This window comes from Sinorhizobium prairiense (genome assembly GCF_029201645.2).
GTDB lineage: Bacteria > Pseudomonadota > Alphaproteobacteria > Rhizobiales > Rhizobiaceae > Sinorhizobium > Sinorhizobium meliloti_A.
The window spans coordinates 300,790-313,182 of sequence record NZ_CP104131.1; the positions used below are offsets into that span (position 1 = coordinate 300,790).

12 protein-coding genes and 2 pseudogenes are annotated in these 12,393 nt (G+C 62.7%); 7 read left to right on the plus strand and 7 right to left on the minus strand.

All coding sequences use genetic code 11. The features are described from left to right. Window positions 1–41: 41 nt before the first annotated feature. Together rpoH and N0Q91_RS04050 are read right to left on the minus strand one after the other, a co-directional pair. On the minus strand, window positions 42–947 hold the full coding sequence (gene rpoH, locus N0Q91_RS04045; RefSeq protein WP_003527567.1) for an RNA polymerase sigma factor RpoH: 906 nt from the start codon (window positions 945–947) through the stop codon (window positions 42–44). Between the two features lie 197 nt (window positions 948–1,144). Next, a pseudogene (locus N0Q91_RS04050) lies at window positions 1,145–2,175 on the minus strand (RluA family pseudouridine synthase). Between the two features lie 29 nt (window positions 2,176–2,204). Between N0Q91_RS04050 and N0Q91_RS04055 the strand changes: the two are divergent. Together N0Q91_RS04055 and N0Q91_RS04060 are read left to right on the plus strand one after the other, a co-directional pair. Beyond that, window positions 2,205–2,588 (plus strand): hypothetical protein, encoded by a 384-nt coding sequence (locus N0Q91_RS04055; protein ID WP_018096861.1) that lies wholly within the window; start codon window positions 2,205–2,207, stop codon window positions 2,586–2,588. A 4-nt stretch (window positions 2,589–2,592) separates the two neighbouring features. After that, the gene (locus tag N0Q91_RS04060; protein ID WP_100672993.1) at window positions 2,593–3,420 is read left to right on the plus strand and encodes a TrmH family RNA methyltransferase; all 828 of its coding nucleotides are present in this window, start codon (window positions 2,593–2,595) and stop codon (window positions 3,418–3,420) included. A gap of 72 nt (window positions 3,421–3,492) precedes the next feature. Here the strand turns inward: N0Q91_RS04060 and N0Q91_RS04065 are convergent, their stop codons facing one another. After that, window positions 3,493–4,575, minus strand: coding sequence for a coiled-coil domain-containing protein (locus tag N0Q91_RS04065; RefSeq protein WP_275597388.1), 1,083 nt, complete (start codon window positions 4,573–4,575; stop codon window positions 3,493–3,495). Between the two features lie 147 nt (window positions 4,576–4,722). After that, the gene (locus tag N0Q91_RS04070) at window positions 4,723–5,325 is read right to left on the minus strand and encodes a DUF1134 domain-containing protein (RefSeq protein WP_029963813.1); all 603 of its coding nucleotides are present in this window, start codon (window positions 5,323–5,325) and stop codon (window positions 4,723–4,725) included. A 368-nt stretch (window positions 5,326–5,693) separates the two neighbouring features. Between N0Q91_RS04070 and chpT the strand changes: the two genes are divergently transcribed. Both chpT and N0Q91_RS04080 read left to right on the plus strand, forming a co-directional pair. Beyond that, complete coding sequence (gene chpT / locus N0Q91_RS04075) at window positions 5,694–6,356, plus strand: histidine phosphotransferase ChpT (protein WP_198516775.1); 663 nt, start codon at window positions 5,694–5,696, stop codon at window positions 6,354–6,356. Between the two features lie 241 nt (window positions 6,357–6,597). Next, window positions 6,598–6,966 (plus strand): response regulator, encoded by a 369-nt coding sequence (locus N0Q91_RS04080; protein ID WP_010970151.1) that lies wholly within the window; start codon window positions 6,598–6,600, stop codon window positions 6,964–6,966. 297 nt (window positions 6,967–7,263) lie between these two features. Here N0Q91_RS04080 and ctrA read toward each other — a convergent pair whose 3' ends face one another. Continuing rightward, the gene (gene ctrA / locus N0Q91_RS04085) at window positions 7,264–7,965 is read right to left on the minus strand and encodes a response regulator transcription factor CtrA (protein WP_003527557.1); all 702 of its coding nucleotides are present in this window, start codon (window positions 7,963–7,965) and stop codon (window positions 7,264–7,266) included. A gap of 550 nt (window positions 7,966–8,515) precedes the next feature. Here ctrA and N0Q91_RS04090 point away from each other — a divergent pair. Beyond that, window positions 8,516–8,866: a flagellar export protein FliJ gene (locus N0Q91_RS04090; RefSeq protein WP_275597389.1), complete on the plus strand. Its 351-nt coding sequence runs from the start codon at window positions 8,516–8,518 to the stop codon at window positions 8,864–8,866. A 170-nt stretch (window positions 8,867–9,036) separates the two neighbouring features. Here the strand turns inward: N0Q91_RS04090 and N0Q91_RS04095 are convergent, their stop codons facing one another. Together N0Q91_RS04095 and sciP are read right to left on the minus strand one after the other, a co-directional pair. After that, on the minus strand, window positions 9,037–9,318 hold the full coding sequence (locus N0Q91_RS04095; protein ID WP_018096866.1) for a GNAT family N-acetyltransferase: 282 nt from the start codon (window positions 9,316–9,318) through the stop codon (window positions 9,037–9,039). A 149-nt stretch (window positions 9,319–9,467) separates the two neighbouring features. After that, the gene (gene sciP / locus N0Q91_RS04100; RefSeq protein ID WP_003527546.1) at window positions 9,468–9,743 is read right to left on the minus strand and encodes a CtrA inhibitor SciP; all 276 of its coding nucleotides are present in this window, start codon (window positions 9,741–9,743) and stop codon (window positions 9,468–9,470) included. Between the two features lie 379 nt (window positions 9,744–10,122). On the opposite strand from sciP, the gene N0Q91_RS04105 reads away from it, so the two are divergent. Then, entirely contained in the window at window positions 10,123–10,866 is a 744-nt protein-coding gene (locus N0Q91_RS04105; RefSeq protein WP_100672996.1) for a helix-turn-helix transcriptional regulator, read from the plus strand. Between the two features lie 260 nt (window positions 10,867–11,126). Beyond that, window positions 11,127–12,322, plus strand: a pseudogene (gene mnmA / locus N0Q91_RS04110) (tRNA 2-thiouridine(34) synthase MnmA). Window positions 12,323–12,393: the final 71 nt, after the last annotated feature.

Below are 12,393 nucleotides of genomic sequence, written 5' to 3' on the forward strand. Positions count from 1 at the left end.
TCCCGCCGGGACTTTCGTTGTGGGGGTGAATGCGTGGGCCTTTAAGCGCCTTCAACCACGCGCAGCGCACTGGCTCGTTCCAGCGCGGCCTTGCGCACGGCCTCCTGCACCTTTTCGAAGGCCCGAACCTCGATCTGCCGCACGCGCTCGCGGCTGATGTCGAACTCGGTCGAGAGATCCTCCAGCGTTATCGGCTCCTCGGTGAGGCGGCGGGCCTCGAAAATCCGGCGCTCACGGTCGTTCAGAACCTTCATGGCATTGGCCAGCAGTGCGCGGCGGCTCTCGAGCTCGTCCTGTTCGATCAGGATTTGTTCCTGATTGTCGTGATCGTCCACCAGCCAATCCTGCCACTGGCCGGAATCGCCTTCGCTCGCCTTGATCGGCGCATTGAGCGAAGCGTCGCCAGAAAGGCGACGGTTCATCGAGACGACCTCTTCCTCACTGACCTTCAGGGTCGTGGCGATCTCCTTCACCTGTTCCGGCTTGAGATCGCCTTCATCGAGAGCCTGAATGCGGCCTTTCAGCCGTCTCAGGTTGAAGAACAGGCGCTTCTGGTTGGCCGTCGTGCCCATTTTGACCAGGGACCACGAACGCAGAATGTATTCCTGGATGGCAGCCTTGATCCACCACATGGCGTAGGTCGCGAGGCGGAAGCCGCGATCCGGCTCGAACTTCTTGACCGCCTGCATCAGGCCGACATTGCCTTCGGAAATGACTTCGCCGATCGGCAGACCGTAGCCGCGATAACCCATCGCGATCTTGGCAACGAGGCGAAGATGGCTCGTTACGAGCTTGTGCGCGGCCTTGCGGTCGTCATGCTCCTGGTACCGCTTGGCGAGCATGTACTCTTCCTGCGGCTCGAGCATGGGAAATTTGCGAATTTCGTCGAGATAGCGGTTGAGACCGCCCTCTCCAGCAGCGATGGTCGGCAAGGTATTGCGGGCCATGAAGCACCCCCTTTGTGCGTCGCCGGCCTCCGGGACGGCAGGCCGGGCCTGTGGGTCTTCATCCAAGACCCCACGAGGCTAATAGATAAGTGCGGCGAAAGCATGATTCAAGGAATCCAGTTTCACGCTGTCGTGAAACTGGAGAAAGAAATCGGCGGGTTGAAACGCCTATAAGATTGGAATCTTCACACGCAAATTCAAGGGGCTCCGACCCGCAGCGCCGCGATCAATTCCTGAATATCCGCCGGCACAGGCGTTTCGAAATGCATGGTCTCGCCGGTTGCGGGTGTTCGAACTGCAGCATGAAGGCGTGCAGGGCCTGTCGTGGAAAGCGGTTGACGGCGGCTCTCGCCGGTTCCGGCAGCAGATTGGCCTTGGTGCGGAAGGCCGCGCCGTAATCCGGATCGCCGATCAGCGGATGACCGATATGGGCCATGTGCACGCGGATCTGGTGGGTACGCCCGGTCTCCAGATGGCACTCGACGCTGGAGGCGAGAGAGGTGCCGTCCGGTTTCTCGTGATAGCGCTCGACGACCTCGTAATGCGTGATCGCCTCGCGAGCATCGTCGCTGTCTTCGCGTTTGACGGCCCGTTTCGTCCGGTCGCCGGCCCGCCCCAGCGGCGCGTCGATCTTGCCCTTCAATTGGCGCGGCCGGCCCCAGACTACGGCGCGATAGGCGCGCTCGAGCGGCCCGCTGCGGCCGTGGTCGGCGAACTGATCCGAAAGGTGGCGGTGTGCGGCATCGTTCTTCGCGACCACCATGACGCCGCTCGTGTCCTTGTCGAGGCGATGCACGATACCGGGGCGCTTGACGCCGCCGATGCCGGAAAGGCTGTCGCCGCAATGGTGGATGAGCGCGTTGACGAGGGTTCCCGTCCAATTGCCGGCGCCGGGATGCACGACCAGGCCGGCCGGCTTGACCAGTACGATCAGGTCGGCATCCTCGTAAAGCACGTCGAGCGGGATCGCCTCACCCTTGGGTTCGGGATCCTCCGGCTCGGGCAGGGCAATCCGGAAGGAGTCGCCGGGGTGAACCTTTCGCTTCGGTTCGGTGACGGTCGCGCCGTTGATCGAGACGGCTCCTTGCTCGATCAGGCCCTTGATGCGATTGCGGGAAAACTCGCCCGCAAGCGCTTCCGTCAGGAAGGCGTCGAGGCGCCCGGCCGCGTCATCGCCTGCCGTCAGGACTTTCCTATTGCCGGGCGCTTGTTTAAAGGGATCGTTCATTCCGTTCCAATTCCGATAGAAAGCCGACCATGACCGCAATCGAGCCTGAAGAACAGGAAGACAAGCCGCTTGATCCAGCGATGGAGAACGTCCGTCGCAAGATGGTGCGCCTGCAACTCGTCTCGGCCGGCGTGATGCTGGTGATGCTTATGGCCGTCCTCGGAGCCATTGTCTACAAGCTGACCCGCACGGACGGAAGGGCCGAGGCGGCGCAGCCGGCCTTGAGCGTGCCCGGCGATGCTCCGGTAAGCGCCATTGCGGCGCTGCCGGCCGGCTTCTCGGTGAGCAATGTGGCGCTTTCCGGCTCGCAGCTCGTCTTCTACGGCAGTCTGCCCGGTGCGGAGCCGCGTGCGATCGTTTTCGACATCAGGGCCGGCCGCATCGTCGCCGACGTCACTGTCAGGACCAATTGACGATATGACTGATCCTCTCCTTCGCATCGACGATCCGGCGGACCCGCGCATAGCCGGGTTCCTGTCGATCAAGGAGCGCGATCTGACGGGACGGCAGGGCCGCTTCATCGCCGAGGGGACCGTCGTGCTCAGGATGCTTGCGGCCGCGCATCGCGAAAGGCGCGGCATCGCAGCCGAGGCGATCCTGCTCCTCGAGAGCCGGGTGGCCGGTATCGCGGACCTGCTCGCGCAGTTTCCGCCGGACGTTCCGGTCTATGTGGCGACCGGGCGCGTCTTCGACGCGATCGCCGGGTTCAACATGCATCGCGGCGTGCTGGCGCTCGGCCGGCGCGATGCTGCGCCCGGCCGCGATGCGCTGATTGCAGGATTACCGCAGTCGAGCCTCGTGCTCGCCGCCTGCGGCATATCGAACCACGACAATATGGGGTCGCTCTTTCGCAACGCTGCGGCCTTCGGGGTCGATGCAGTGCTGATGGACTCGATGAGTTGCGATCCGATGTACCGCAAGGCAATCCGCGTATCCGTGGGGTCGGTGCTGACGCTGCCCTTCGCGCGCGAGGGTACAGCGGCGGAGCTGATCGGACGTCTTCAGACGGCAGGTTTCGTCCTCTGGGGTCTGTCCCCGCGCGGCACCGCCGACATCACCGCGATCCCGCCGGCGCCGCGCACCGCATTGCTGGTCGGCACCGAGGGCGAGGGGCTGCCCGAAACGATACTTTCGGAAATTCGCACGGCCCGCATCCGGCAACGGCCCGGCCTGGACAGCCTCAACGTGGCGATGGCAGCCGGCATCGCGCTTCATCAGGTTGCAAGCATCAACGGCAGGGTTTGAGCGGAACGGCGAGCGTTTCGGCACGATGGGTGCAGATACAAGGGGCATGCCGCCGGCATCCCCGGCCTGATCTCATTCGGGCTCCAGCATCTCCCTCACCCGCTGCGCCAGGCTCCTTCGGCCTGCCCGGCCTTCGGCATCTTCGCCGGCAAGAAGGCCGTGGATGGGCGAGGTGTTGCCCTCGCGCGTCGCCGTCAGGGTGACCATGCCTGCTGCGATTTCGGCCATCTCCTCGCGGAGCGCCTCGTCGTGAGCAGCCGATTTGGAGCCGACAAGGCGTTCGGAAAGCGCTGTCGCCCGGTTTCTGAGATCGTCGGAAAGCGCAGTCGTGTCGAGGCCATCCGTCGCGGGGTCGTGCTCGTCCGCATGCTTCGAACGCTTCGCACCGCGCGTTTTGACCTGCGACCTCAAATGGGCGATCTCTGCCGCGCGTTGTTCGAGGGCACTCTCGCGATCGGCGTTGGCCGCCGTCTCGCGGGCGAGGCGGTTTTCGAGTTGATGCATGCGTGTCTCGTCCTGGGTGAGGCGCTGCTCCATTTCCGCGGCGCGGGCGGTTTCCGCCTCCAGGTTGGCGCGCAAGGTCTCGCGCTCGTCGTGGATCGCTCGCATCCGGCTCTTCAGGTGCTCGATTTCGGTGTCGCGCGCCGCAAGGTCTATCTTGAGGCCATCGAGGTCCGCGCTCTGCTTGTCGATCCGGCTCTGCAGCGCGCGCACGGTCTCGGAATGCGCGCCGTTCTCTCGTGCCGAGCTTTTGGCAGCCGCCTCCATGCTTTCCAGGCGTTGTTCCAGCCGACGGATGGTAGAGCGCATGGTGGCCGCCTCGACGTTCATATCCGCCAGCTGCGCTTGAAGTTCGGTGTTTTCGCTCACCAGATGGCGCGTGTCCCTCAGGGTCCTTTCGTGCTGCACCATCAGCGCGACAGCCTTGTCGCGCTCGCGGCGCAGCGCCTGAAGCGTCTTGGCGTTTTCGACGGCATAGGTCGCGCGCGCCGCATCCCTTTGCGCGCGCACTTCCTGCGGGCTCAGAGGCATCGTTGCCTTCAGCCTGTCCTCCGCAAAGCGCACGATGCGCCTTTGGATGGCAGGGGCGACGAGAAGGCCGATGACGACCGCCGTCAGGAAGCCCAGGGCAAAGAGGAGCGCATATTCAATCACGTGCTGGCCGTTTCAGTGTGGACCGGGTCTGCAGCAGGCAGTCATTCGCGTTCATGCAGTAAGCATGATGCGGGAAATGCTGCAACAATTACCGCAAGCTTGCACGTCTTTTCGGGCAGGGTTCATCGGCGCCGTGGCGCGGGCGCTTCAGAAGGGGTTCCAGGTCGGCTGCTGCGTCAGCTTGAGATAGCCGACATTGATGCCGAGCCTCGCGCCGATGCCGGTGCGGATCGGCACCACCACGACATGTTCGTCCGTCAGCACCGTCATGCCGACGCCGGCGACCACGTAAGCCGAACCGGAGACGCCGCCGAAGCGCTTGTAGAGAGCAGGCACGCTCGGCAGATTGTAAACGAGCATCATGGCGCGGCTGCCCTGGCCACCCCAGTCGAGCCCGAGCGACGGCCCCTGCCAGAAGACGCTGTGCTGCCCCACATTCTTGGTATGGAGCTCGCCCTCGCCATAGGTGACGCCGGCGATGAAGGCACCGGATCCTTCCTGGCCGAGGATATAGCCGTTCGGCAGACCATAGCGCTCGAAGGCGCGCTCGACGACCTTGGCAAGGCCCCCGGACGTTTCGCCGAAGAAACCGTGACCGGCGTCGACGATCTCCTGCATCGTGTACTGGCTGGAGTTTTGGGATTGCGCCTGTGCGCCAGAGGTGCCGGCGATCAGGGTGCTGGCCACCAGGGCCATCATGGTCACAATAGCGCGGACAGCCATCAGGGTGGTCTTCATCATCGGCTGCATCGTTTCCTCCGTCGGGGCGCGAAAGCGGCTCGCGCGCCGGCCGTCATGACCGGCTCTTCCATCGGCTGCGCCGTCGGTGCCGGCACGGGCCATTTTTCACAAGCATGCGCGCGGAACGCACTAGCATTTGGAACGAGTGCACCTTATCGGCTTCCAGGAACCCACCTGAAATCGGGGTGCTCCAACAACTTGAACGGATCATCTTAACAATCGGTTTACCAAATGTGATGTCATTATGGCTTATCGACATATGGCACGACCGCCCGCCTCATGATCTTACTCACGACCGTGCGGGAGCTGCGTCGGGCTTATGCGCGCCCGGCGCCGCGACAGCCCGTGATCCGGTTTGAAGCGAGCAAGGAAGAATGATGGCAAAGAATCCGAATCTGACGTTGACGGGACACGATCTGGCCGCGCTGCTGTGCAGCCGCGTCTGCCACGACATCATCTCGCCGGTCGGCGCCATCAACAACGGTCTCGAACTGCTCGACGAGGGCGGCGCCGATGCGGATGCGATGGACCTGATTCGCACCAGCGCGCTCAATGCTTCCGTACGGCTGAAATTCGCGCGCCTTGCCTTCGGGGCCTCGGGCTCGGTCGGCGCCTCGATCGACACCGGCGAGGCCGAGAAGGCCGCCAAGGACTTTGCCGCTTCGGAGAAGAAGACCGAGGTCAACTGGAACGGACCGCGCGCGATCATCGCCAAGAACCGCGTCAAGCTGCTCCTGAACCTGTTCCTGATCGCTTATGGCTCGATCCCGCGTGGCGGCGTCATCGACATCACTCTGGAAAATCCGGAGTTCGACGCGATATTCACCCTCAGTGCTAAGGGGCGGATGATGCGCGTGCCGCCGAAGCTGGTGGAGCTCATCTCCGGCACGCCGGAAGAGGCGGTCGACGCCCATTCGATCCAGCCCTATTACACCGTGCTCCTGGCGGAAGAGGCCGGTATGGCGATCGACGTCGTATCGACCGGCGAAGCGATCGTCTTCACCGCTCGCGTCGTAGCGCCCGAAACGGTGAGCGCCTGAGGCGGAACCGCGCGCGGCTTTCGGCAAATCTGGCCGTTTCCATCGTCTCATTGCTCTGGTGACGGGAGGACTCATGCGCCCTCCCGCATGCTTCACGACCGCATCGCTCCAACCGACGGGAAGCACCGGCGGATTTCAGCGCGGCGGGTGATGCCGCGTCACCGCGGTAACTGTTTCTTTGCCAAATCCGTATAGGATTGCGTGATGGAGAGGGTTTCGCGTGTGGCGAAGCGGGAAGGAGATGGACGTGCGGCGCTTGATGATTGCTGACGGATCGGATGTTGTGCGCAAGGTCGGGAAGCGCATCCTGTCGGGAATGGGATTCCTGGTTTCCGAAGCGCCGAGCAGCCTTGAAGCGCTGGTGCGATGCGAGGCCGAACTGCCGAACATCCTTATCGTCGACGCGGGCCTCGACGGTGCGCTCGACCTGATCGGCAATATCCGGCGCCTGCCTGAGGGCGCTTCGGTGCGGATCTATTACTGTGTCGTCCAGGCGGATCTCAAGAAGATGATGGCCGGCAAGCGGGCCGGTGCCGACGATTTCCTGCTGAAGCCCTTCGACCGCAAGATACTGACGAGTGTTTTCGCCGGTCAGTCCATGGCAGCCTGATACAGAGCCCGCAGGCATTCATCTGCGGGGTCTACCCTTGATCCCTGTTGTGCCGGAACTTCGGCCAGCCCCGAGGCTTTGAGCTGAGTGGCGGCCCCCGAAGGGCAGCGACACTCAACCGGCTTTCTCTAAAATCTCGACCATCTTTGCCCGCCAATCCGTTTCCTGCTTTCTTTCGCGCACAGTGCGGGGCAGGCGAAGGGTAACAACAAAAAACCCGCCCAGACTAGGCGGGTTCGGCTGCTTTTGGGGGCAGGGGGCGGATGCGGGGTTTTCGCGGCCCGGTAATGCCGGAAATCAGGCGGTTTCCAGGTAGTCGCTGCCTTCCGGCTCGCGCAGCACATAGCCGCGGCCCCAGACGGTCTCGATGTAATTGGCGCCGCCGGCGGCATTGGCGAGTTTCTTGCGCAGCTTACAGATGAAGACGTCGATGATCTTCAGTTCCGGCTCGTCCATGCCGCCGTAAAGGTGGTTCAGGAACATTTCCTTGGTGAGCGTCGTGCCCTTGCGCAGCGAGAGCAGCTCCAGCATCTGGTATTCCTTGCCCGTCAGATGCACGCGCTGGCCGCCGACCTCCACGGTCTTGGCGTCCAGGTTGACGATCAGCTCGCCCGTCGAGATGACCGACTGGGCATGGCCCTTGGAGCGGCGCACGATCGCGTGGATACGAGCCACCAGCTCGTCCTTGTGGAAAGGCTTGGTCATATAGTCGTCGGCGCCGAAGCCGAGGCCGCGGACCTTGTCCTCGATGCCCGCCATGCCCGAAAGGATGAGAATCGGTGTTTTGACTTTCGACAGACGCAGCGTTCGCAGAACTTCGTAACCGGACATGTCCGGCAGGTTCAGGTCGAGGAGAATGATGTCGTAGTCGTAAAGCTTGCCGAGATCGACGCCTTCTTCACCGAGATCGGTGGTGTAGACGTTGAAACTTTCGGACTTGAGCATGAGCTCGATGCTCTGAGCCGTCGCGCTGTCGTCTTCGATCAGTAGAACCCGCATAGTCTTCCCCTTTTCCGCCGCCCAAGGTTGTCGTGGCATCCTTACGCGATACGGATCCAGTCGTTGCCTGATTTGGAGGCTGCCACCAAATGGTTAACAAATTCTGATTCACTCTGGCAAGGTGTATCGAAAATGTTAAATATTTTTAGCAGTCCCCTGATTCAAAACGTAAATCTGAAATTGCGCTCCTCATGTGATATATGAGGGAATGCCGTTAACTGACTCTACCGACTCGTAAATGCTCGAAAGTCCACATTTCATGCATCAGCATTTACGGAGCCTTAAATCATCGCACCTATGATTAACGATGCCCGTAAACGAAAGGTTACCAGCGGTAGGCATTTGTTAAGGCCGCGGTCGATTTTTGTTTCCGGCTCGGTTGGGCCGGCACAACGGGCCGCAGATCGCGACGATTCCGGGAGCCCGGGATCTGAATGTGGTCGGCTAGAAGGAGTTAGAGCGGGATGCGGGCGGAGATTTTCGTTACACCTTTCCCTTATTCCGCTCGGGAACAGTAACCGGGGTCTCGGTATCCACGGGAGTATTGCGTATGAAAGCACGTGAGAGCCTAGTCCGACTGAAGGAATTTCAGGTTCGGGAAAAGCAGCGCCAGCTCAGTCAGCTTCAGATGATGATGGCCGAGTTCGAGCGCATGACCAGGGATCTGGAAAACCAGATCGTCTTCGAGGAGAAGAAGTCGGGAATTTCCGACCCTTCGCACTTCGCCTACCCCACCTTCGCCAAGGCTGCCCGCCAGCGGGCCGATAATCTCCAGGTTTCCATTCGCGAACTGAAGATGCAGCAGGATGCGGCCGAGCTCGCGCTCGAGGAGGTGCAGGCGGAATATGCGAGGGCAGCAGCGCTCGAGGAGAGGGATACCGGCGCGCGGCTGCGCGCCTGAGAGAGCAGCTACGGCACCGCGTATCTGATGAGACGCGCGGTGCCTTGGAGCGCCGTGCGTCGGAATGCACGCACAAAGAACGCTCAACTATTGAACCGGCGCAGCGTGCTTTCGGAAAATCGATTCCGATTTTCGGGCCGATGGGTAGGACAAGGGGGTCCCTTGCACCGTCAGCCCTGGATTACATCCCGCCACTCCGGATGGCGCATGACCTGGGCGCGCATGAACGGGCAGAGCGGGATGATCTTCCAGCTGCCCTTGCGGGCCTCTTCGATCGCGTGGAGGGCCAGCGCCTGGCCGACGCCCTTGCCGCGCAAGGCGTCCGGAACGAAGGTGTGGTCCACGATTATGAGATGCGGCGACGACCTGGAATAGGTCATCTCCCCGGTGTGGCCGTCGAGCGTCGCCGTGTAGCGGCCTTTGGTATCCGTTTCTTCCTGGGCGATGTCCATCGGGCGTCCTTCGTTGCCATGCGTTGGTGGCGATACTGTAGCTGCAGCATGATGTGATGGATGGTTTTATCGTCAAATCGGCAAAAACGAAACCGGCGGCTCGGGAGCACCCCAGCCGCCGGCTCGAATTATGGCCCTGCAGGGATTGATCAGTGGCGATATTGCTGGATGCGCGTCGTGCGCAGGCCGGCGAGACCATGGTCATTTATCGAGGATTGCCAGGAGAGGAATTCCTCTACGGTCAGCGTGTAACGCTCACATGCCTCTTCGAGGCTCAACAGGCCACCACGCACGGCGGCGACGACTTCAGCCTTCCTGCGGATGACCCAGCGCCGGGTATTGGCCGGCGGCAGGTCCGCGATCGTCAAAGGACTGCCATCGGGGCCGATGACATATTTCACGCGTGGACGCATCATTTCGGTCATGGGACTCTCTACACAAACTCAAGACCATATGGCTGTGACCTTAGCTTGCCACATTTAATAATTGCCTAAACCCTCGATAACCATTTGATCATCATTTGAGCGGCCTCGGCCACGGATGGTTCGCAAGGGCGGCTGTTCGTGACGCAAGGGAACGGCGGGCCTTCCACGACTTTTCGCCAGGCAGGCCATGCAATCACCACATTTCGCTTCGACTGGAGCGCAAGGGCGCCGGATCAAACGGGCCTCCACGTGCACGAGCCCGGGCGTCACGCAGTTTGCGGGCTCATGCCCGCGGCGCAGGGCGGCGCTCTCAGCCCCACCAGGCCAAGACCGCCTTAGTCTCCATAGCGGCGGCAACGCCGGCAGCACGGTGACCGGAATGAAGGATTCGAACGAACCGGCCTCGCGGCGTGAGGCCGAAACGAACATGCCTTTCGAGATCGACCCCGCCTCGGTACGCACGGAGTACGAGCTCCTGCATCTGCTGCGGCGGCTGATCTCGCGCTACGGCTTCGCGCATTTCATGATTGCGCGCCTGCCTCTCGCCGACGAGCAACGCTTTTCCGAGCGTCTCGTGCTGAGCAATTGGCCCGCCGAGTTGGTGCGGCAGTATGATGCCGGCGAGACGTTCCAGACGAGCGAGCTGGTCGAACGGCTGCGTCAGACGAAGCTGCCCGTCACCGGCGGCCCTGAACTCATGGAGCCCGCGGGCAAGGGCGCCGGCAAGGCCGAGGTTTTCCGCCTCCCGCCCCATGCCGGTATGGGTCACTTCGCGGTACTGCTGCACACGACCTATGGCGAGCCTTTTGTGGCAGTGCTCTCCGGCACGCGGGACGAGCCGGCCGGCGCCGAGCGTGCGACGCTCTATCTGGCGCTATTGCAGCTTTTCGAATGCCTCGAGCGCACCTTCGATGCCGGCAGCGGCGCCCGCGAGAAGCTCTCGAGCCGGGAGGTCGAATGTCTGCGCTGGGCGGCGGCGGGAAAGAGCAGCGACGAGATCGCCATCATTCTCGGAATATCCGCCTATACGGTGAGCAGCTATTTCAAGAGCGCGACCCGTAAGCTCGACGCCGTCAACCGCATGCAGGCGATCGCCCGGGCGATGCGGATGAAGCTGATCTGACGGATCGAGCGCTCGGCCGACGTTCCGCGTCCGCTCTTGCCGTGACGGGCGCAAGTTTCTATATGTCGCGGCACGGAAAAGTCTGATGCATGCCGCCCGGCACCGAGAGCGGTTTTGGGTGACGATATGCACGAAGAAAATACCGCAAGGGCGTAAACCCTTCAGAAAACGCCGCGCCGCCCTCATGTGTCGCCGTGCGGCCTCAAGCGTGAAACAGGGTGCCGGCACAGGAGCCGCCCCCGGATGCCGGATTGGATCCCGTGAACAGTCTCGATTTTGACCGCAAGCCCGAAGATACGCGCGTCGTCGTCGCCATGTCCGGCGGCGTCGATTCTTCCGTCGTGGCGGGGCTTCTCAAACGCGAGGGCTACGACGTTCTCGGCATCACCCTGCAGCTTTACGACCATGGCGCGGCGGTGCACAGGGCCGGCTCCTGCTGCGCCGGTCAGGATATCGACGACGCCCGGCGCGTGTGCGAGACGATCGGCATTCCCCATTATGTCCTCGATTACGAGGCGCGTTTCCGCGAAACGGTGATCAACCCCTTCGCCGAAAGCTATATCGCCGGCGAGACGCCGATCCCGTGTGTCGCCTGCAACCAGACGGTCAAGTTCGCCGACCTGCTCGCGACCGCCAAGGAACTCGGAGCCGATGCGCTCGCCACCGGCCATTACATCCGTTCGCGGCCGAGCCCGAAGCCGCGTTATGCCGGCCAGCGCGCGCTCTATCGGCCGGCCGACGCCGAGCGCGACCAGAGCTATTTCCTCTTTGCGACAACGCAGGAGCAGATCGACTATCTGCGCTTCCCGCTCGGCGGTCTTCCGAAGAGCGAGACCCGGGCGCTCGCCGAGGAGATGGGTCTTGTCGTCGCCAAGAAGGCCGACAGCCAGGACATCTGTTTCGTGCCCAGGGCAAATACAGCGACATCGTCTCGAAACTGAAGCCGAACGCGGCGCTTGCCGGCGAAATCGTCCATCTCGACGGTCGCGTGCTGGGCGCGCACGAGGGCATCCTGCATTACACGATCGGTCAGCGCCGCGGCATCGGTGTCGCGACCGGCGAGCCGCTCTATGTCGTCTATCTCGACGCCCGCTCGCGCCGCGTGATCGTCGGCCCGAAGGAGGCTCTGGAGACGCGCCGCGTCTACCTGCGCGACGTCAACTGGCTGGGTGACGAGGAACTGGAGGCGGCAGCCGGGCAGGGCTTCGAATGCTTTGCCAAGGTGCGCTCCACCCGCCGCCCCGCCCCGGCGGTGCTCAAGAGCGATGCCGAAGGGCTCTATGTCGAGCTCGTCGAAGGCGAGGCGGGTGTCGCGCCCGGCCAGGCCTGCGCGCTCTATTCCGGCACGGGCGAGGATGCGCGCGTCTATGGCGGCGGCTTCATCCGCAGGTCCGAGCGCGAGCCGGCCGCGGAAGCGGCGCTGAAGGCGCTTTTGCAGGCGCCGGCGGCAGCGTAAAGCGGGGGATCCCGGCGTGGCGGGAAAACATCGCTTTTTCCCGAAGACATTGCTTGACACTAGCCGGAACA

Excerpts from the sequence above, each read along its gene's own strand:
- N0Q91_RS04095 (WP_018096866.1), bottom strand. The coding sequence starts at position 9,318 with ATGGACATCGCCCAGGAAGAAACGGATACCAAAGGCCGCTACACGGCG.
- N0Q91_RS04080 (WP_010970151.1), top strand. The coding sequence starts at position 6,598 with ATGGACGTGCGGCGCTTGATGATTGCTGACGGATCGGATGTTGTGCGC.
- N0Q91_RS04070 (WP_029963813.1), bottom strand. The coding sequence starts at position 5,325 with ATGCAGCCGATGATGAAGACCACCCTGATGGCTGTCCGCGCTATTGTG.
- rpoH (WP_003527567.1), bottom strand. The coding sequence starts at position 947 with ATGGCCCGCAATACCTTGCCGACCATCGCTGCTGGAGAGGGCGGTCTC.
- N0Q91_RS04090 (WP_275597389.1), top strand. The coding sequence starts at position 8,516 with ATGAAAGCACGTGAGAGCCTAGTCCGACTGAAGGAATTTCAGGTTCGG.
- N0Q91_RS04105 (WP_100672996.1), top strand. The coding sequence starts at position 10,123 with ATGAAGGATTCGAACGAACCGGCCTCGCGGCGTGAGGCCGAAACGAAC.
- N0Q91_RS04060 (WP_100672993.1), top strand. The coding sequence starts at position 2,593 with ATGACTGATCCTCTCCTTCGCATCGACGATCCGGCGGACCCGCGCATA.
- N0Q91_RS04055 (WP_018096861.1), top strand. The coding sequence starts at position 2,205 with ATGACCGCAATCGAGCCTGAAGAACAGGAAGACAAGCCGCTTGATCCA.
- ctrA (WP_003527557.1), bottom strand. The coding sequence starts at position 7,965 with ATGCGGGTTCTACTGATCGAAGACGACAGCGCGACGGCTCAGAGCATC.
- sciP (WP_003527546.1), bottom strand. The coding sequence starts at position 9,743 with ATGACCGAAATGATGCGTCCACGCGTGAAATATGTCATCGGCCCCGAT.
- chpT (WP_198516775.1), top strand. The coding sequence starts at position 5,694 with ATGGCAAAGAATCCGAATCTGACGTTGACGGGACACGATCTGGCCGCG.